The 16,997-nt window shown below is 66.9% G+C and carries 17 protein-coding genes; 8 read left to right on the top strand and 9 right to left on the bottom strand.

Annotation, left to right across the window (positions count from 1 at the left end; translation table 11 throughout):
- The first annotated feature begins 2 nt into the window (after window positions 1-2).
- Entirely contained in the window at window positions 3-2,645 is a 2,643-nt protein-coding gene (gene gyrA, locus ACFQEV_RS10715) for a DNA gyrase subunit A (protein ID WP_379695693.1), read from the top strand.
- Between the two features lie 149 nt (window positions 2,646-2,794).
- Here the strand turns inward: gyrA and rocF are convergent, their stop codons facing one another.
- Complete coding sequence (gene rocF / locus ACFQEV_RS10710; RefSeq protein WP_379695691.1) at window positions 2,795-3,703, bottom strand: arginase; 909 nt, start codon at window positions 3,701-3,703, stop codon at window positions 2,795-2,797.
- Between the two features lie 134 nt (window positions 3,704-3,837).
- Between rocF and ACFQEV_RS10705 the strand changes: the two genes are divergently transcribed.
- Window positions 3,838-5,205, top strand: a complete 1,368-nt coding sequence (locus tag ACFQEV_RS10705; RefSeq protein WP_379695689.1) for a TIGR00341 family protein — start codon at window positions 3,838-3,840, stop codon at window positions 5,203-5,205.
- A 55-nt stretch (window positions 5,206-5,260) separates the two neighbouring features.
- On the opposite strand, the gene ACFQEV_RS10700 is transcribed toward ACFQEV_RS10705, so the two are convergent.
- Complete coding sequence (locus ACFQEV_RS10700; protein WP_379695687.1) at window positions 5,261-6,181, bottom strand: NAD-dependent epimerase/dehydratase family protein; 921 nt, start codon at window positions 6,179-6,181, stop codon at window positions 5,261-5,263.
- A 173-nt stretch (window positions 6,182-6,354) separates the two neighbouring features.
- Between ACFQEV_RS10700 and ACFQEV_RS10695 the strand changes: the two genes are divergently transcribed.
- The gene (locus ACFQEV_RS10695) at window positions 6,355-6,888 is read left to right on the top strand and encodes an Rrf2 family transcriptional regulator (protein WP_092534916.1); all 534 of its coding nucleotides are present in this window, start codon (window positions 6,355-6,357) and stop codon (window positions 6,886-6,888) included.
- A 167-nt stretch (window positions 6,889-7,055) separates the two neighbouring features.
- Here ACFQEV_RS10695 and ACFQEV_RS10690 read toward each other — a convergent pair whose 3' ends face one another.
- From ACFQEV_RS10690 to cdd, 3 genes are all read right to left on the bottom strand, one after another.
- Window positions 7,056-8,246, bottom strand: coding sequence for an NAD(P)/FAD-dependent oxidoreductase (locus ACFQEV_RS10690; RefSeq protein WP_379695685.1), 1,191 nt, complete (start codon window positions 8,244-8,246; stop codon window positions 7,056-7,058).
- Between the two features lie 133 nt (window positions 8,247-8,379).
- The gene (locus ACFQEV_RS10685; protein WP_379695683.1) at window positions 8,380-9,198 is read right to left on the bottom strand and encodes a nucleoside phosphorylase; all 819 of its coding nucleotides are present in this window, start codon (window positions 9,196-9,198) and stop codon (window positions 8,380-8,382) included.
- A gap of 70 nt (window positions 9,199-9,268) precedes the next feature.
- Window positions 9,269-9,688, bottom strand: a complete 420-nt coding sequence (gene cdd, locus ACFQEV_RS10680) for a cytidine deaminase (protein WP_379695681.1) — start codon at window positions 9,686-9,688, stop codon at window positions 9,269-9,271.
- A 119-nt stretch (window positions 9,689-9,807) separates the two neighbouring features.
- Here cdd and ACFQEV_RS10675 point away from each other — a divergent pair, with 119 nt between their 5' ends.
- On the top strand, window positions 9,808-10,107 hold the full coding sequence (locus tag ACFQEV_RS10675; RefSeq protein WP_379695679.1) for a DUF7520 family protein: 300 nt from the start codon (window positions 9,808-9,810) through the stop codon (window positions 10,105-10,107).
- A gap of 81 nt (window positions 10,108-10,188) precedes the next feature.
- The gene (locus tag ACFQEV_RS10670) at window positions 10,189-10,485 is read left to right on the top strand and encodes a hypothetical protein (RefSeq protein ID WP_379695677.1); all 297 of its coding nucleotides are present in this window, start codon (window positions 10,189-10,191) and stop codon (window positions 10,483-10,485) included.
- Window positions 10,486-10,516: 31 nt separating this feature from the next.
- Here ACFQEV_RS10670 and ACFQEV_RS10665 read toward each other — a convergent pair whose 3' ends face one another.
- Window positions 10,517-11,110: a GNAT family N-acetyltransferase gene (locus ACFQEV_RS10665; RefSeq protein ID WP_379695675.1), complete on the bottom strand. Its 594-nt coding sequence runs from the start codon at window positions 11,108-11,110 to the stop codon at window positions 10,517-10,519.
- Between the two features lie 128 nt (window positions 11,111-11,238).
- Here ACFQEV_RS10665 and ACFQEV_RS10660 point away from each other — a divergent pair, with 128 nt between their 5' ends.
- Window positions 11,239-13,221, top strand: coding sequence for an AMP-binding protein (locus ACFQEV_RS10660; RefSeq protein ID WP_379695673.1), 1,983 nt, complete (start codon window positions 11,239-11,241; stop codon window positions 13,219-13,221).
- A 21-nt stretch (window positions 13,222-13,242) separates the two neighbouring features.
- Here the strand turns inward: ACFQEV_RS10660 and ACFQEV_RS10655 are convergent, their stop codons facing one another.
- Window positions 13,243-13,992: an acyl-CoA synthetase family protein gene (locus tag ACFQEV_RS10655; protein WP_379695671.1), complete on the bottom strand. Its 750-nt coding sequence runs from the start codon at window positions 13,990-13,992 to the stop codon at window positions 13,243-13,245.
- Between the two features lie 196 nt (window positions 13,993-14,188).
- Between ACFQEV_RS10655 and ACFQEV_RS10650 the strand changes: the two genes are divergently transcribed.
- Complete coding sequence (locus ACFQEV_RS10650; RefSeq protein ID WP_379695669.1) at window positions 14,189-15,355, top strand: glutathione-independent formaldehyde dehydrogenase; 1,167 nt, start codon at window positions 14,189-14,191, stop codon at window positions 15,353-15,355.
- Between the two features lie 15 nt (window positions 15,356-15,370).
- Here the strand turns inward: ACFQEV_RS10650 and ACFQEV_RS10645 are convergent, their stop codons facing one another.
- Entirely contained in the window at window positions 15,371-15,511 is a 141-nt protein-coding gene (locus ACFQEV_RS10645) for a hypothetical protein (protein WP_379695667.1), read from the bottom strand.
- A 110-nt stretch (window positions 15,512-15,621) separates the two neighbouring features.
- Here ACFQEV_RS10645 and ACFQEV_RS10640 point away from each other — a divergent pair, with 110 nt between their 5' ends.
- Window positions 15,622-15,798 (top strand): hypothetical protein, encoded by a 177-nt coding sequence (locus ACFQEV_RS10640; protein ID WP_379695664.1) that lies wholly within the window; start codon window positions 15,622-15,624, stop codon window positions 15,796-15,798.
- Here ACFQEV_RS10640 and ACFQEV_RS10635 read toward each other — a convergent pair.
- The gene (locus tag ACFQEV_RS10635; RefSeq protein WP_379699836.1) at window positions 15,767-16,903 is read right to left on the bottom strand and encodes a CobW family GTP-binding protein; all 1,137 of its coding nucleotides are present in this window, start codon (window positions 16,901-16,903) and stop codon (window positions 15,767-15,769) included. The two genes, ACFQEV_RS10640 and ACFQEV_RS10635, sit on opposite strands and share 32 nt — an antisense overlap.
- Between the last annotated feature and the right edge of the window lie 94 nt (window positions 16,904-16,997).

The raw sequence follows: 16,997 nt of genomic DNA, 5'->3' as shown, positions 1-16,997 counted from the left end.
CAATGAGTTCCGACGCACCAGACAAATTTGAACCGGGTGCGGGCATCGCCGCCAGCGTGGAGACGGCCCGCATCGAACAGGAGATGGAACAGTCGTACATCGACTACGCGATGTCCGTCATCGCGGGCCGGGCCCTCCCGGACGTCCGCGACGGACTGAAGCCCGTCCACCGGCGCATCCTCTATGCGATGCACGAGGCGGGCGTCACCTCCCGAACCTCGCACCGGAAGTCCTCGTCCATCGTGGGCGAGACGATGGGTGACTACCACCCGCACGGCGACTCCGCCATCTACGATGCCCTCGCGCGCATGGCGCAGGACTTCTCGATGCGCTACCCCCTCGTCGACGGGCAGGGGAACTTCGGGTCCGTCGACGGCGACCCGCCGGCCGCCATGCGGTACACGGAAGCCCGGATGGACTCCATCGCAGAGGAGTTACTCGCCGATATCGACAAAGACACCGTCGACTTCCAGGCGAACTACGACGACCGGAAGCAGGAACCGGCGGTGCTCCCCTCCGCGTTCCCGAACCTGCTCGTCAACGGGTCGTCCGGCATCGCCGTCGGGATGTCCACCAACATCCCGCCGCACAACCTCGGCGAGGTCATCGACGCGACGGTCCACCTCATCGAGGACCCCGACTGTACGGTCGAGGACCTGATGGAACACGTCAAGGGGCCCGACTTCCCGACCGGCGCGAACATCGTCGGCCGAAACGCCGTCCACAAGGCGTACAAGACCGGCCGCGGGCGCATCCGCGTCCGCGCCGAGTTCGAAGTCGAAGACGACGACCGCATCGTCATCACGGAACTGCCCTACCAGGAGAACAAGGCGCGCCTCATCGAACGCATCGCCGACGACGTCAACGAGGGGAAGATAGAGGGCATCCGCGACCTGCGCGACGAGTCCGACCGCGACGGCATCCGCGTCGTCGTCGAACTCAAGCGCGGCGCGAACGCCGAGGTGGTGAAGAACCAACTGTTGGAACACCACCTCGAATCCACGTTCGGCGTCATCAACCTCGCTCTCGTGGACGGCCAGCCCCGGGTTCTCACGCTGAAGGAGACCTTAGAGGAGTACCTCGACCACCGGCGAGAGGTCGTGCGTCGGCGCTCCCAGTACGAACTCGACGAGGCGGAGAACAGAGCGCACATCCTCGAGGGCCGACTGACCGCGCTCGACAACATCGACGCGGTGGTCGAAACCATCCGCAACTCCGAGAGCCGCGACGACGCGAAGGCCGCACTCCGCGGCGAACAGACCGTCGAGGTGGACGGCGAGGAACTGCCGTCGTTCGACTTCTCGGAGGATCAGGCGAACCACATCGTCGCGATGCAGCTCGGTTCGCTCACCTCGATGGAGGCCGAGGAGATAGAGTCCGAGTACGAGGAGGTGCAGGCGCGCATCGACCGCCTGAACGAAATCCTCTCGGACACGTCGGAGCTCGACGCGGTCATCGAGGAGGAACTCCTCAACATCAGAGAGGAGTACGCCGACGAGCGTCGCACCTCGTTCATCGAGGACACCGGCAGCGTCACCCACGAGGACCTCATCGCCGAGGAGGACGTCGTCGTCGTCGTCACCGAGGAGGACTACATCAAGCGGATGTCCCTCGACAGTTTCCGCGCGCAACGCCGCGGCGGGAAGGGCATCATCGGCACCGAACTGAAGGAGGGCGACCGGGTGTCGTCGGTGTTCGTCGCCAGCACCCACGACTACCTGCTGTACTTCACGAACCATGGGCAGGTGTACCAGCTGAAGACGTACCAGATACCCGAGATGGGGAGGACCGCCCGCGGGAAGTCCGCGGTGAACCTGCTCGACTTGGACGACGGCGAGCAGATTACCGCCGTCGTCAACTGCGCCGACATCGCGGACGAGACGGACAAGTACCTCACGATGGTCACCCGCGACGGGTACATCAAGCGGACGCACGTCGAGAACTTCCAGAACATCCTCTCGACGGGCATCATCGCCACCACGTTGGACGACGGCGACGAACTCGCCGACGTGGAGGTGACCGACGGCGAACGCGACATCGTCATCGCCACCCGCGAGGGGATGTCCATCCGCTTCCACGAGGACGAGGTTCGCCCGATGGGCCGGTCCGCCCGCGGCGTCCGCGGCATCAAACTCGAAGGCGAGGACAGGGTGGCGGGCGTCGCCGCCGTGGACGAGGACGTCCACAACTGGGTGCTCACCGTCACCGAGAACGGGTACGGCAAGCGGACGGACATCGAGAACTACCGGCCGCAGTCCCGCAACGGGAAGGGCCTGATAGACATCAAGACGAACGAGCGGAACGGCCCCGTCTGCGCGATGGAGACCGTCGGCGACGGCGACCACCTGTTCGTCATGAGTTCCGAGGGGCAAATCGTCCGCACGCCCGTCGAGGACGTCTCCACCGTCGGGCGGAACACGATGGGCGTCATTGTGATGGACTTAGCCGGCGGCGACGCCGTCGCGTCCGTGGACGTGTACAACGAGGAGCGTTCGACCGCGGTCGACGCCGACACGGACGCGGAATCCGACCCTGACGCCGACGCGGGGACCAACGGCGAACTCGACGCCGAGGAACTCCGCGAGGCGACCGACAGCGAGTTCGCGTCCGAGGGTCTCGAAGACGGCGCCCTCGACTCCGAGTAACGCCCCTCTGACGACCGTTTTTCTTTTCGCCGCGCCCCCGATTCCGGGAGCGACGCCGCCCGATACCCCGTCAGTTCACCGGAAACGAGGTGTGGGGCCGTCTCCCGGGGCGCATCGGGCGCGCGCCGCGGGAGACGCAGGGGCGAACCTCACAGGATGCGCTTTCCGAGTGCGCTGGCGGCGAGTTCGGTCGCAAGCGACGCCGTCTCGTTCTGTTCGTCGAGGATGGGGTTCACCTCGACGAGTTCCAGAGAGCGGAGCGCGCCCGTCTCGGCGACGGTTTCGAGCGCGGAGTGGGCCTCGCGGTAGTTCACCCCGCCGCGGACGGGCGTCCCGACGCCCGGCGCCTCCCGGGGGTCGAGCCAGTCCAAATCGAGGCTGACGTGGATGCCGTCGGTGCCCGCCGTGGCGATTTCGAGGGCCCCCTCGACGACGGCGGTGATGCCCTCCTCGTCGATGTCGGACATCGTGAAGGCGGTCACCTCGCTCTCTCGGATGGCCTCGCGTTCGGCCTCGTCGACGGACCGGAGGCCGACGATGGCGACGTTCTCCTCGCGGAGGCCGTCGGCGTTGGCCCACTCGACGCCCGCGAAGTCGCCGATCCCGAGCAGTGCCGCGAGGGGCATCCCGTGGACGTTCCCCGACGGCGACGTGGCGGGGGTGTTGAAGTCGCCGTGGGCGTCGAACCAGACGACGCCGACGTCGGCGTCCCGGGCGCTTCCGGTGACGGACCCGATGGCGATGGAGTGGTCGCCGCCGAGGACGAGGGGTAACTCCCCCGAATCGAGCGTCTCGGCCACGCGGTCTGAGAGCGCCGTACAGACCGCCTTCGTCTCGCGGAGGAACTTCGCCCGGCCTTCGCTCGGCGTCTCCGCCTCTGGGTCGCGTTCCTCGGCCCGGGGCGCGGAGACGTCGCCGTCGTCGGCGACGGTGGCCCCCGCGTCCTCCAGTTGCGCCGCGAGGCCGCCGTAGCGGATGGCCGACGGGCCCATGTCCACGCCGCGTCGATTCGCCCCGTAGTCGATGGGCGCGCCGATGATTCGGGTTGGTCGCGTCATGGTCGTATCTGCACCGCTCGCGCGCTTATGGTCATCGAAACGGGACGAGAGGAGGTTTCGAGGCGGCGAGAAGGACTTTCGCCCCGTGCGACCCGGGAGAGCGGCTTTCTTCGCGGCCCCACTCTCCACGCTCGATGCGACTGCTGCAGGTGTTGGTCGAGACCGAACACCTCGACGACGTGTTGGACACACTCCGCGAGGAGGACATCGACCCGGTGGTGTTCTCGGTGGACGACGGCGGAGACTTCGTCCGAGGCGCCGGCAGCAACAGCGACAGTGACGCCGACGCCGACGCCCCCGAGAGCGGCCCCGGTCGGAAGATGGTCCAGTTCCCGGTGCCGACGGAGGCGGTCGACCGCGTCCGCGACGCGATGACCGACATCGGAATCAAGGAGGAGTACCTCGTCATCGTCAACGCGGAGACGGCGGCGACGCCGCACTACTCGGCGCTCGTAGACCGGTACATGGAGGGCACCGAGGAGGAAGAGCGCATCTCCAACGAGGAGATTCGGACGAAGGTGCGCAACCTCAACCCGCGGCCGACGACGTACTACAGCATGACCGTCCTGAGCGCGTTCGTCGCGACAGCGGGGTTGCTGTTGGACTCGCCCGCACTCGTCGTCGGGTCGATGGTCATCGCCCCCCAGATAGGGGCCGCGCTCACCGCGAGCGTCGGCACGGCCCTCGACGAACGGTCGCTGTTCGTGGAGGGCATCAAATCGACGCTCGCCGGCCTCGTCGTCGCCATCGTCGCCGCCGCCGTCCTCGGGTGGGGGTTGAAGACGGCGCAGTTCGTCGCGCCCTCTCTCAGCGTGACGACCGTCCAGCAGATATCGAGTCGGACGTCGCCGGGCCTGCTGACGCTCCTGGTCGCCCTCTGTGCGGGGTCCGCAGGCGGGTTCGGACTGGCGACCGAGCTTCCCGTCTCCATCGTCGGCGTCGCCGTCGCCGCGGCCATCCTCCCCGCCGCCGCGGCGGTGGGAATCGGCATGGCGTGGGTGATACCGACGGTGGCGCTGGGCGCGTTCGTCCTCCTCGCGGTCAACGTCACCGGCATCGTGTTGGCCGGGGCGGCGACGCTGTGGTACCTCGGGTACCGGCCCCAACACTGGTCGGAGGCCGCGAGTGCGACGGCGAAGGTGCGCACCCTGCTCGGACGCCCGACGACGTACGTCGTCCTCGGCCTGTTCGTGACGACGGCCATCGGTCCGGGGGTGCTCCTCGCCCAGCAGATAGCCTTCGAGAATCAGGCGACGACCGCCGTCCAGGACGTCATCGAGGGACCGGGGTACGAGGACCTCGAACTGAGCGCCGTCGAGATCGAGTTCTCGGACCTCGGCGTTTCCGAGGACAGGCGGGAGGTGACCGTCACCGTCAGACGCCCGGTGGACCGGTCGTACCCGTCGCTGGCGGGGGTGTTGCGTCGAGCCATCACCGCCGAAACCGACGAGCGAGTGACCGTCACCGTCGAGTTCGTCGAACAGCAGAAAGATTCGCCGTAGTCGGGCGGTGGGAAGTCGGTACGGCGCGCCCGCGGTATCGGCTTCCGGTCGTCGGTCAGTCCTCGCGGTAGGGCGCGCAGACGCGCGCGACGCCCTCCTCGAAGGGTATCTGCGGCTCCCACCCGGTCGCCTCCCGCATCTTCGTCGGATCGGCCTTCGTGTCGTGGACGTAGACGTCGAGGGGGTTCTCGATGTACTTCGGTTCGATATCGGTGCCGAGTTCCTCGTTTATCATCTCGACCATCGTGTTGAAGTCGTAACTCTCGCCCGTGCCGAGGTTGTAGACGCCCTGCAGTTCGTGGTCGGCGGCGAGTTCGATGCCGCGGACGATGTCGTCGACGTGCGTGAAATCGCGGGTCTGGGTGCCGTCGCCGAACAGCTCCGGCCGTTCGCCGTTGGCGATCTTGTGCGCGAACTGGGCGACGGTGTTCGCGTACTCGCCTTTGTGCTCTTCGGCCCCGCCGTAGCCCTGGTACACCGAGAAGAAGCGGAGGCCCGCGAGCGTCATGTCGTAGTGGTGGTGGAAGTACTCGCCGTACTGTTCGCGCGCGAGCTTCGACGCCTCGTAGCACGTTCGCGCTTCCACGGGCATGTCCTCCGGGGACGGTTCGGTGCGCGACCCGTAGATGGACGAGGTGGTCGCATAGGCGACGGTGTCGCATCCGTCTTCCCGCGCCTGTTCGACCGCGTTGACGAACCCCTCGACGTTCACGCGCGTCGCCTCGCGCTTGTTCTCCTCGGCCATCGTGTACGAGGAGTACGCCGCGAGGTGGAACAGGACGTCGACGCCCTCGGTGGGCAAGTCGTCGTCGAGGACGCTGGCGTCTACGAACTCCACGTCTTCGTCTACGTTCTCCGGCGTCCCGAGGTGGAGGTCGTCGACGGCGATAACGTCGTTGTCGTCCGCGAGATGGTTCGCGAGATTCGAACCGATAAATCCGGCACCCCCGGTGACGAGGACCCGTTTCTCCTTCATGGGTAGCACACAACGACCTGCAAGTAAATTACTACCGGCACGGGATTACCCGGCCCGGACACGGGCTTCGTTTGTGAAAATAGCGCACGTATCTACCCGGTAATTGTCAGACGGCTCCGGGTTTCTCCCGTTCATCCATCGCATTTAAGGACGTATACTTCGAACGAATCACCATGTCATCAATCGAGCTGACGTCGAGTCAGAAAACCATCCTCACGGCGCTGATAAACCTCTATCGGCAGAGTGAGGACGCAGTGAAGGGCGAGGACATCGCAGAAGAGGTAAACCGGAATCCGGGGACGATCCGCAACCAGATGCAGAGTCTGAAGGCGCTGCAGTTGGTCGAGGGCGTTCCGGGGCCGAAGGGCGGCTACAAGCCGACGGCGAATGCGTACGAAGCGCTCGACGTCGACCAGATGGACGAACCCGCCTCGGTTCCCCTCCAGCACAACGGGGAGACGGTCACCGGCGTGAACGTGGACGGGATCGACCTCTCGTCGGTCCACCACCCGGAGCTGTGCCGCGCCGAGATTCACGTCCAAGGCTCCGTCCGAGACTTCCACGAGGGCGACGAAGTGAAAGTCGGTCCGACGCCGCTTTCGAAGCTCGTCGTCGAGGGTATCGTCGACGGAAAGGACGACACGAGCAACATCCTCATACTCCGTATCGACGACATGCGCGCGCCCGTCGGCGAGCCGAACCACTGAGGCTCTCTGCGGACACGTCGATGCCGACCGGACGTCGGCATCTTTTCTCTCTGCCGTCGCGGTCGGTAGTGACGACAGTCGGACCGCCGGACGTACCGTAACGGCGTTGCTCCGCGGCGTCGGTCGCTCCGAAAAAACGAGTCGGTTCCCGCGCGTTCGTCCCCGGCTTACATGTCCCCCCACGCCTCGTACGCGCGGCGCGGGGAGGTGATGTCCGCGATCCACCGGGTGGCGACGCTCTTCTTCAGCGTTCGCGCGGCGGGGCCGCCGAACACGTTGACGGGAACCTTCCCGAGCATCGGCAGCTTCACGCCGTGTGCGACGGCGTCGTCGCCGATGGAGATGAGCGTCCCCTTGTCCTCGTGGCTCCACGTCTTCAGCGGTTGGCCCTTGACGGCGCGGGCGACGTTCTCGCCCGCCACGTCGGCGGCCTGCCACGCGGCCTGCGCGGTGGGCGGCGCGACGGAGTCGGACCCCTGTTCGACGAGGGCGGAGTCGCCGAGGGCGAACACCCGGTCGTCGCTCGTCTGGAAGTCCGCGTCCGCGTAGATGCGGTTCGAACGCTCGTCTTTGTCCACCTCGGCGTCCGCGACCTCCTCTTGGCCCGTGATGCCGCCGGTCCAGAGGAGAACGTCGTACTCCAGCGTGTCGGGTTCCTCGTCCTCGCCGCCGCCGAGGTAGATGTTCTCCTCGTCGACCTTCGAGATGAAGTCGCCCGTGAGGATCTCGACGTCCTTCTCGACGAGGCGCTTGCGGAGCGCACCCTGCAGTTCGGGGTCGTTACCGGGGAACACCTCGTCGAGGCCCTCGACGATGGTGATGTCGATGGGCGCGCGGTGGGTGTCGCGGTACTCCGCTATCTCGCCGGCGGACTGGATGCCGGAGAGACCCGCGCCGCCGACGATGACCTTCGCGGGGTCGTCCCGGGAGGCGTCTTCGGCGGCCGACTTGATGGCGCTGTGAATCTCGCGCGCGTCGTCGAGGCTCTTGAGTTCGTGGGAGTACTCTTCGAGGCCCTCGATGCCGTAGAACGCGGTCGCAGAGCCGAGACAGACGAGGAGGTAGTCGTACTCGACTTCGTCGCCGTCGAGTTCGACGACGCGGTCGTCCACGTCGATGTTCTCGACGCGGCCCTTCACGAACTTCGTCTCGGGGGCTTTGATGTCGTCTACGGGGAGGGCTATCTTCGACTCGACGCTCGGGTCGCGGATGCAGCGGTGCGCCTCGTGGAGGACGAGGTGGTAGTCGTTCTCCGAGACCCACGTCAGTTCAGCGTCCGAGCCGAGTTCATCTTCGAGGCGTTTGACGGCACCCGTGCCTGCGTAGCCGGAGCCGAGGACGACGACCTGCGTGCTCATAGGAAGGCCCTCGTAGGCATTAGATAAAGGACCTTTGAAACGTACGAGAGCGAGACCGCCGGAGAGCGTCGGGGATTGCCATCTAGTTGCAAACAGTGCAGTGCGAGGGCGAACAGTTCTCGGAAAGCGGAAGTCAGTCGACGGAGAGTCCGGCGTGCCAGCGGTCGACGCCCGCCGCGCGCTTGACCTCGTCCATGCGCGCGAGGAGGTGGACCGCGAGACTCGCCGTCTTCGCCGCGCGCGACTCCCCCTCCGTCCGGAACTCCCCGGTGACGCGGTTCGCGTAGACGGTGCAGACCGCGCCCGCGCGGAGGCCGTACACGTTCGCGAGGGTCAGAAGCGTCGCCGCCTCCATCTCGATGTTCTTCACGTTCGCCTCGCGGAGGTCCCCGACCAGCGACTCCGACCCCGCGGCCTCGAACCCCTCGAACCCGGGGCGACCCTGTCCCGCGTAGAAGGAATCGGCGCTCATCGTCAGGCCGACGTGGTAGTCGTAGCCGAGGCGTTCGGCGGCCGCGACGAGTGCGCAGACGACTTCGTGGTCCGCCGTGGCCGGGTAGTCCTCGCGGACGTACTCCTTGGAGGTGCCCTCCTGCCGGACGGCCCCGGAGGTGATGACCAGATCGCCCACGTCCATCTCGGGTTGGATGGCGCCACAGGACCCGACGCGGACGAAAGTGTCCGCGCCGACGCGGGCGAGTTCCTCGACGGCGATGGCCGCGGAGGGACCGCCGATGCCCGTCGAGGTGACGGAGATGGGCGTTCCCTCGTACGTCCCCGTCGCGGTGCGGTACTCGCGGTGGGAGGCGCGTTCCTCGAACTCGTCCCACAGGGCGGTTATCTTGTCCACCCGTTCGGGGTTCCCGGGGAGGAGAACGGCGTCCGCGACGTCTTCGGGGCCGACTTCGATGTGGTACTGGACCTCGTCGTTCGGGTCCTCGCTGTCGCTCATGCCGGGTGTGCGGTCCCCCGGCAAAAATAACCACTCCTTCCGCCGGGGGGACGGTTCGGCGCAGGACCGGTCACTCGCCCTCGCGCGCCGCCGCCGCCGCGTTCAGCGTGTCCAGGGAGATGGTGTCGGGCAGGAGTTCGCCGAGGGCGTACTCCGTCGTCTCCTCGCCGCCCTCGTCGCAGACGACGACGAGGCTCTCGTCGGCGAACTCCGCGAGGGTCTGTCGGCACATCCCGCAGGGCGTGACGCCGTCCTTCGCGCCCGAGGTGACGGCGACGCGTTCGAACGCCGTGTGACCGTTCTTCACCGCCTCCGCGACGGCGACTTCCTCGGCGTGGAGGCTGTTCGAGTAGTTCGCGTTCTCGATGTTGCATCCGACGTACACCTCGCCGTCGGCGGTTCGAAGCGCGGCGCCGACCGAGTACTCAGAGTACGGGACGTAGGCGTTTTCGAGGGCGTCGCGGGCGCGGGTGACGAGTTCCTCTGGCATCGACACCGAGTTTCCGGGGGAGCCGTTTGTACTTTGCCGTCCCGGGGGTCTCCCGGGCGACGGACCGCGGCGGGGCGAGAAAGGCAAGTGCCAAACGGCCGGCCGCCGTAGGCGACGACGTGTCAGCAGAATCCGATTCGACGAACCGCGGCGAACCGGCGTCCGGGACGCCGGGACTCGGCAGGCGCATCCTACTGGGGGTGGGTGCCGTCGTCGTCGCACTCGCCGGCATCGTCGGCTTCTTCGTCGGGAGCAACGGGGCCGAAACCGTCCCGCGGGCGGCGGTTCTCGGCGGTCTGGTCACCATCCCGACGACGCCGCTCTCGATGTCTCTGTACGCCGTCTTCGTCACGACGGCCGTCCTCGCCGCCCTGTTCGGCCTCGTCGCCGTCGCGTCGCGGTACGAAGACGCGGACTGAGGTAACCGGAGAGTCCGCGGGTCGGTCCGCGGGCGGGGCACAGGCGCGTCGTTTTTGTCGCTGGGAGTCCCCAGTTTCGGTATGGCCACCTCCTCTACGTCCGCCGACGACGAGTCGGAGGCGGACGCCGGCGCAGGCCCGGACGCGAACGCGGACGAGTTCGAGGAACCGCTTCAGCCCGAAACCGGCGGTAGGAACCGACGGCGGGCGGTGCTCGCGGTGCTCCCGTTCCTCTTCATCGGTCTCGCCAACGTCGTCCTCATCGTCGGCATGGGCACCGAACCCCTCTGGGGGTTCGCCATCCTCCCGCCCATCCTGTTCTGTACGGTGCTCGCGTACATCGTCTTCAGCACCGACTTCCTCGACGACCGGACGTGACCGCGCCGCGCGACTCCGTCGTCTCCGCGCGCTACCCCGTATCGTACTTGTAGGTGACCTCCTCGGGGTCGATGCCGAAGTCCTCGGCCGTCTCCTCGACTGTGACCTCGCCGTCGTCGTCGCCGGGCGCGGCCTCCTTGAACCGCTCTCTGAGTCGCGTCGGCATCTCGAACTCCTCGACGGCGATTCGGACGGCGATGGCGTCGTCGCCGCGTTCCTCGCGGACGGCGTCGAGTCGGTCCGCGAGGGTCGGGGGGAGGTCCTCTCCGTCCACGGGCGAGAAGCCGAACTGGAGGAGGTAGCCGGGTTGCGCCGTGAACCCGTACACGTCGTCGAACCCCTCGTCGCCCGCCTTCGTCAGCAGTCGTTCGACCACGTGCGCGCCGACGCCCTGGCCCCGCCAGCGTTCGAGCGTCGCCACGAGGGCGAGTTCGCAGAACTCCTCGTCCCCCTCGTCGCCGTCCCGGTGGACGCGGATGCGACCGAATCCCGCCCGTTCGTTCGTCTCCTCGTCGAGGGCGATGACGTAGTCGCGAGAGCGGAACGCGGGGTCTGTGAGGTCCATCTCCTCGATTCGGTCAAGCAACCAGACCTCGTCTCGGTTTTTAGCGTCCCGGACGTACATAGGACCACGTAGGGCCCGCGCGCGAAAAAGGATTTGCGAGGCGAGACGGGAACCGTCGGCTCGCGCGAACGTCCTGCACTATCGTCCGGGTAAGTTACTTCGTGAGGGCCGAGAAAGAGACGGACGATATGCAGGTACCCGACACCGACGAGGTGGTCCACCGGCCCTCCCCGGAGTTCGCGGAGGCGACGAACGTCCGGGCGTTCATGCGGGAGTACGGCATCGACGACTACGACGAACTGATAGACCGGACCTGTTCGGACGTGGAGTGGTTCTGGGACGAACTCGTCGAGTACCTCGGAATCGAGTTCTACGAGGGGTACGACTCGGTGCGCGACGACAGCGAGGGACCGCAGTTCACGGAGTGGTACCCCGGCGGGAAACTGAACATCGCGCACAACGTCCTCGACAGGCACGCCGCCGTCGATAGCCCCGACCGGAACCGCGTGGCGTGCATCTGGGAGGGCGAACCCGGCGACGTGCGGCAGGTCACCTACCACGACCTGCACCGCGAGTCGAACCGGGTGGCGAACCTGCTGGAGTCGTACGGCGTCGAGACGGGCGATACGGTCGGTCTCTACATGCCGATGGTGCCGGAGGTCATCTCCATCCTCTACGGCTGTTTCAAAGTCGGCGCGATAGCGGTGCCCATCTTCTCGGGGTTCGGCGTGGACGCGACGGCGACGCGAATCGAGGACTCGGGGTGTTCGGTGCTGTTCACCGCGGACGGCTTCTACCGGCGGGGCGGCGAAGTCACACTGAAGGACGCCGCCGACGAAGCGATCGAGGAGGCCGGAAGCGTCGAACACACCGTCGTCTACGACCGTCTGGGAGTCGCCGACAGGGACGACGCGACCATCGCGTGGACCGCCCGCGACGAGTGGTGGGAGAGGGCGGTCGAGTCACAGTCCCCGGAGTACGAGACGAAGGAACTCGACGCGAATCAGGAGTCGATGCTGCTGTACTCCTCGGGGACGACGGGGAAGCCGAAGGGCATCGTCCACACCCACGCGGGCATCCAGATGCAGACGGCCAAGGAGATCTACTTCGGCTTCGACCACAAGCCCGAGGACCGCTTCTTCTGGGTGTCGGACATCGGGTGGATGATGGGGCCGTGGACGCTGATCGGGAACCACACGTTCGGCGGCACCGTCTTCATGTACGAGGGGGCGCCCGACCACCCGGAACCCGACCGCTTCTGGGAGATGATAGACCGCCACGGCCTGACGGTGTTCGGCATCTCGCCGACGGCCATCAGAGCGCTCAGGAAGCACGGCGACGAGTGGGTCGAGAAGCACGACCTGTCGTCGCTCCGTCTGCTGGGTTCGACGGGCGAACCGTGGGACCCCGAGTCGTGGATGTGGTTCTACGACCGAATCGGGAACCGGGAGGCGCCCATCATGAACATCTCCGGCGGCACCGAGATATGCGGCTGTTTCCTCATGCCGATGCCGGACCAACCGCTGAAACCGTGCAGTCTGGGCGGCCCCGGACTCGGGATGGACGTCGACATCGTGGACGCCGAGGGCGAGAGCATCGCCGACGACCACGAACGCGGCTACCTCGTCGCGCGGGACTCCTGCCCGTCGATGACGAAGTCGCTGTGGTCCGGCGACGACCGCTACCTCGACGCCTACTGGAGTCGGTTCGAAGAGCCGCCGCTCTGGAACCACGGCGACTGGGCCCAGAAGGACGAGGACGGCTTCTGGTTCCTCCACGGGCGCGCCGACGACGCCCTCAACGTCGCCGGGCGGAAGGTCGGCCCCGCCGAGATAGAGGGCGTCCTCATCGAACACGACGCCGTGAATCAGGCCGCGGCCGTCGGCGTGGACGACGAGACGACGGGGACGGCCGTCGTCGCCTATGTCGTCCTCGAAGACGGATTCGAGCCGTCGGAGGACCTCCGCGAGGAACTCCGCGAACTCGTCGGCGAGGAGCAGGGGAAGCCGTTCCGCCCGCGGGAACTCCTGTTCGTCTCGGAGTTCCCGAAGACGCAGTCCGGGAAGATAATCCGGCGCGCCATCTCGGCGATCCACCAAGGCGACGAACTGGGCGACATGAGCAGCATCGAGAACCCCGCCGCCCTCGACGAACTGCGCGAGGCGCGGTAACGGGCTTCGGTCCCGGCGGCCTCACTCGCCGCCGAAAACCGCTTCGGGGTCGATAGTCCGCGGTTCGGACCCCGGACCGACGCGGACGTCTCCCTCGGTCCCCTCGTCGGGGAACAGCACCGTCGCGCCGACGAGAACGGGCGCGACGAGTCCGGCGGCGACGACGCCGGGGGTCGAGAGGGGGGCCCGGACGGCGACTTCCTCGCCCGGTCGCAGGTCGGCGTCCTCGACGACGGCCGCCGCGGCGGAGAGAACGTCGGCGTGGGAGTACGTCCGGTCCGCCGCGAGGAGTGGGTCGTCCGCCGCCACCGACGCGGGGTGGACCGCCGGGTTCTCGCTCCAGACCTCCTTCTCCCAGTGGGTCGTCGTCGGGCGTTCCGGCGGGCCGCCGTAGACGGCGAGCTTGCTCCCCGGTTCGGGGGCGAACTCGGACTCCCGTCCGACGGGGACGACGGCGGCGCGCGGCGGGTCCGACGCGTCGGGGTCGGGGTCGAACGAGACGACGGCCCCCAACTGCGCCGCGCCGTAGAACGTCAGCACCGGTTCGGGGAGGCGGTCGGGTTCGACGTCCACCCGGTCGCCCTCGCGGACGCCGAGATACCGGAGGACGTTCCCGGCTTTGTACGAGGAGGTGACGAAGTGGTGGTAACTGTACGACCGCCCTGGCGCGTCCGCCCGGAGTGCGGTCGCCGACGCGCGCCGGTCGCGCGCCACCGCGTCGCCGAGGACGGCGGGGTCGGTCACCGGGTCCGGTCCGTCTCCTGCGGTCATACCGGGGCGACGGCCCCCGCCGTCAAAATGCCGTCGTCGTCGCTCTCCGCCGGGAAGAGGCAAATATTTCCGGGACGCGGCGGCTGTGAAAGCGTCGGCGTAAATTGCGAACAGTGCCGGCGACAGTCTCTCTTGTCTTTAAAATGATATATTTGCCGACCGCCCTCAGCAATGGGTGGAGGTAACAAGCACCACAATGCGCGCAGTAGTCTATCAGGGGCCGAAGGACGTGGCCATCGAGGACGTGGACGAACCGGAGATTCAACACCCGAGCGACGTGGTCATCGACATCACGACGACGGCCATCTGCGGGTCCGACCTACACATGTACGAGGGGCGGACCGACGCGGACCCGGGTCTGGTGTTCGGGCACGAGAACATGGGCGTCGTCACCGAGGTGGGCGAAGGCGTCAGCACCCTCGAAGAGGGCGACAGGGTCGTCGCCCCGTTCAACGTGGCCTGCGGGTTCTGTCGGAACTGCGAGAACGGCTACACCGGGTTCTGTACCAACGTCAATCCCGGGTTCGCCGGCGGGGCGTACGGGTACGTGGCGATGGGACCGTATCAGGGCGGACAGGCCGAACAACTCCGCATCCCGTACGCGGACTTCAACGCCCTGAAACTCCCCGAAGGCGACGAACACGAGGACGCCTTCGCCATGCTGGCGGACATCTTCCCGACGGGGTGGCACGGCACCGAACTGGCGAACCTCCAACCCGGGGAGTCCATCGCCATCTACGGCGCGGGCCCGGTCGGCATGATGGCCGCCTACAGCGCCGACATCAAGGGCGCCTCGGAGATCTACGTCGTGGACCGCGTGGATAGCCGCCTCGACATGGTGGAGGAGAACACCGACGCGAAGGCCATCAACTTCCAGGAGAGCGACCCAGTCGAACAGATAATCGACGAACACGGCGACCAAGTCGACAAGGGCGTCGACGCCGTCGGCTATCAGGCCATAGACCCCGAGGAGGTGCGCGATAACCCGGACGAACCGTACGACCCGGCGAAGGAGAACCCGGCCATCGTCCTCAACCAACTCGTCCGGACGGTCCGACCGACCGGCCAGATAGGCGTCGTGGGTCTGTACCTCCCCGTGGACCCCGGCGCGCCGGACGAGATGTCCGCGCAGGGCCGCATCGGCATCGACTTCGGGAAACTGTTCGAGAAGGGCCACAAGTTCGGAACGGGTCAGGCCAACGTGAAGCAGTACAACCGACAACTGCGCGACCTCATCATCGAGGGGCGCGCCGACCCGAGTTGGGTCGTCTCCCACCGCGTCGGCCTCGACGAAGCGCCGGAGATGTACGAGAGGTTCGACAACCGCGACGAAGGCGTGACGAAGGTCGTCCTCGAACCGTAACGGAGACGACCCGTCTCAGGACCGCATCCACGCCTTCGGGTGTTCCGCCCGGAGGTGGTCCTGGTACATCTTCACCATCTCCGTGTACGAGGTAGAGAGCGCTTCCCACTCGCAGTAATCGCAATGACCGGAGACGGTTGCTCGATACCCTGACATCATCTTTCTTACCATCGCTACCGCCTTAGACCCATTGACTATACTCTTTCTGAACTGTATGTAATCCGCTCGAAACGATTATGCGGCTCCGCGAACAGGATTCCGTACCCATGTGCATCTACTGCAGCATACGCGAGTCGGGGTGGGAGCAACTGTTGGAGTACGACGACGTGTACCAGGACGCTCTCGCGGAGGCGGAGGCCGAACGGTCGAACTACGGGTTCGACGAATCGTGGGACGAGTTGAAAGAGCAGGTCACTCCGACGGAGACGGGAACGGGTCGCTGAGTCCCTCCGGGTCTTCGAGTTCCGCGTCCGTCGCCAGACAGTCGTCGAGTGCGCTCCGCACCGACGCCTCGGGCACGTCGGTGCCGATGAAGACGAGTCGCGTCCGCCTGTCGTCGTCCTCGTCCCACCGACCGATGGGGCCGGCGGTGACCGACGGCCCGGCCCGGTTCAACCCCATCACCGTCTCGGGGCGGGTGGCGAGGCGGAAGAACCCCTTCGCCCTGACGACGCCGTCGGGCCACGCTTCGAGGTAGTCGTTGAGGCGTTCGGGGTGGAACGGGCGGTCCGACTCGTAGAGGAACGAGGTGACGCCGTGGACGGCGGCGTGGTCGTGTCCCTCGTGTCCGTCGCCGTGTCCCGCCGCGTCGCCGCCGTGCCCCTCTCCGCCGTCGCCCTCCCTCAGGCGGCGCTTCCACCCGGCGGCCCGACTCACCTCCTCGTAGTTGAACAGGCCGGTGTCGAGGACGGCCTCCGGATTCACGTCGGCGTACGTCTCCCGGTAGACGGTCGCGCGCGGTTGGAGTTCCCGGACGACCCGTTCCACCTCGTCGAGTTCGTCGTCGGGGACCAGATCGCACTTGTTCAGCACCAACACGTCGCAGAACTCCACTTGGTCCACGAGGACGTCCGCGAGCGTCCGACCCGGCGCGTCCGACTCGTCGGGCCGTTCGGCCTCGGGGTCGAACTCCTTCCAGAAGCCGTAGGCGTCCACGACGCTGACGACCGTATCCAACCGGTAGTGGTCGGTCGGGTCCTCGTCGCCCTCGGTGTCGCCGAGGAACGTCCGCGCGACGGGGACGGGGTCGCTGATTCCCGACGCCTCCACGAGGAGGACGTCGAACGACCGCTCTCTCGCCAAGCGGTTCACCTCCGTCACCAAGTCGTCCCGCAACCGACAGCAGATACAGCCGTTCGTGAGGTCTATCACGTCGTCGTCGGCCGATCCCGCGATGAGTTCAGCGTCGATGTTCACCTCGCCCATGTCGTTGACGAGGACCGCCACGTCGTACGCTCCGGCGTTCCGGAGGACGTTGTTCACGAGCGTCGTCTTCCCCGCGCCGAGAGTTCCGCCGACGAGGGTCACCGGGATTCGGTCGTCCTCCATCCGTGCCATCGGTTACCGTACTCACCCGCGCAGGATAACGTCTGCGAACGGTCGGATTTCCCGAACGACCCGCGCGGACGGCGACGCCCGGCGG

This window comes from Halopelagius fulvigenes, from assembly GCF_042662625.1.
In the GTDB taxonomy this organism is placed as follows: Archaea; Halobacteriota; Halobacteria; order Halobacteriales; family Haloferacaceae; genus Halopelagius; species Halopelagius fulvigenes.
Note: the sequence above shows the minus strand (reverse complement) of the source record. Positions and strands in the feature narration are given on the sequence as shown.

Bases quoted from the DNA above. Each gene is read 5' to 3' on its own strand.
- gyrA (WP_379695693.1), top strand. From the start codon at position 3: ATGAGTTCCGACGCACCAGACAAATTTGAACCGGGTGCGGGCATCGCC.
- rocF (WP_379695691.1), bottom strand. From the start codon at position 3,703: ATGACGCGACCAACCCGAATCATCGGCGCGCCCATCGACTACGGGGCG.
- ACFQEV_RS10705 (WP_379695689.1), top strand. From the start codon at position 3,838: ATGCGACTGCTGCAGGTGTTGGTCGAGACCGAACACCTCGACGACGTG.
- ACFQEV_RS10700 (WP_379695687.1), bottom strand. From the start codon at position 6,181: ATGAAGGAGAAACGGGTCCTCGTCACCGGGGGTGCCGGATTTATCGGT.
- ACFQEV_RS10695 (WP_092534916.1), top strand. From the start codon at position 6,355: ATGTCATCAATCGAGCTGACGTCGAGTCAGAAAACCATCCTCACGGCG.
- ACFQEV_RS10690 (WP_379695685.1), bottom strand. From the start codon at position 8,246: ATGAGCACGCAGGTCGTCGTCCTCGGCTCCGGCTACGCAGGCACGGGT.
- ACFQEV_RS10685 (WP_379695683.1), bottom strand. From the start codon at position 9,198: ATGAGCGACAGCGAGGACCCGAACGACGAGGTCCAGTACCACATCGAA.
- cdd (WP_379695681.1), bottom strand. From the start codon at position 9,688: ATGCCAGAGGAACTCGTCACCCGCGCCCGCGACGCCCTCGAAAACGCC.
- ACFQEV_RS10670 (WP_379695677.1), top strand. From the start codon at position 10,189: ATGGCCACCTCCTCTACGTCCGCCGACGACGAGTCGGAGGCGGACGCC.
- ACFQEV_RS10665 (WP_379695675.1), bottom strand. From the start codon at position 11,110: ATGTACGTCCGGGACGCTAAAAACCGAGACGAGGTCTGGTTGCTTGAC.
- ACFQEV_RS10660 (WP_379695673.1), top strand. From the start codon at position 11,239: ATGCAGGTACCCGACACCGACGAGGTGGTCCACCGGCCCTCCCCGGAG.
- ACFQEV_RS10655 (WP_379695671.1), bottom strand. From the start codon at position 13,992: ATGACCGCAGGAGACGGACCGGACCCGGTGACCGACCCCGCCGTCCTC.
- ACFQEV_RS10650 (WP_379695669.1), top strand. From the start codon at position 14,189: ATGCGCGCAGTAGTCTATCAGGGGCCGAAGGACGTGGCCATCGAGGAC.
- ACFQEV_RS10645 (WP_379695667.1), bottom strand. From the start codon at position 15,511: ATGTCAGGGTATCGAGCAACCGTCTCCGGTCATTGCGATTACTGCGAG.
- ACFQEV_RS10640 (WP_379695664.1), top strand. From the start codon at position 15,622: ATGTGCATCTACTGCAGCATACGCGAGTCGGGGTGGGAGCAACTGTTG.
- ACFQEV_RS10635 (WP_379699836.1), bottom strand. From the start codon at position 16,903: ATGGAGGACGACCGAATCCCGGTGACCCTCGTCGGCGGAACTCTCGGC.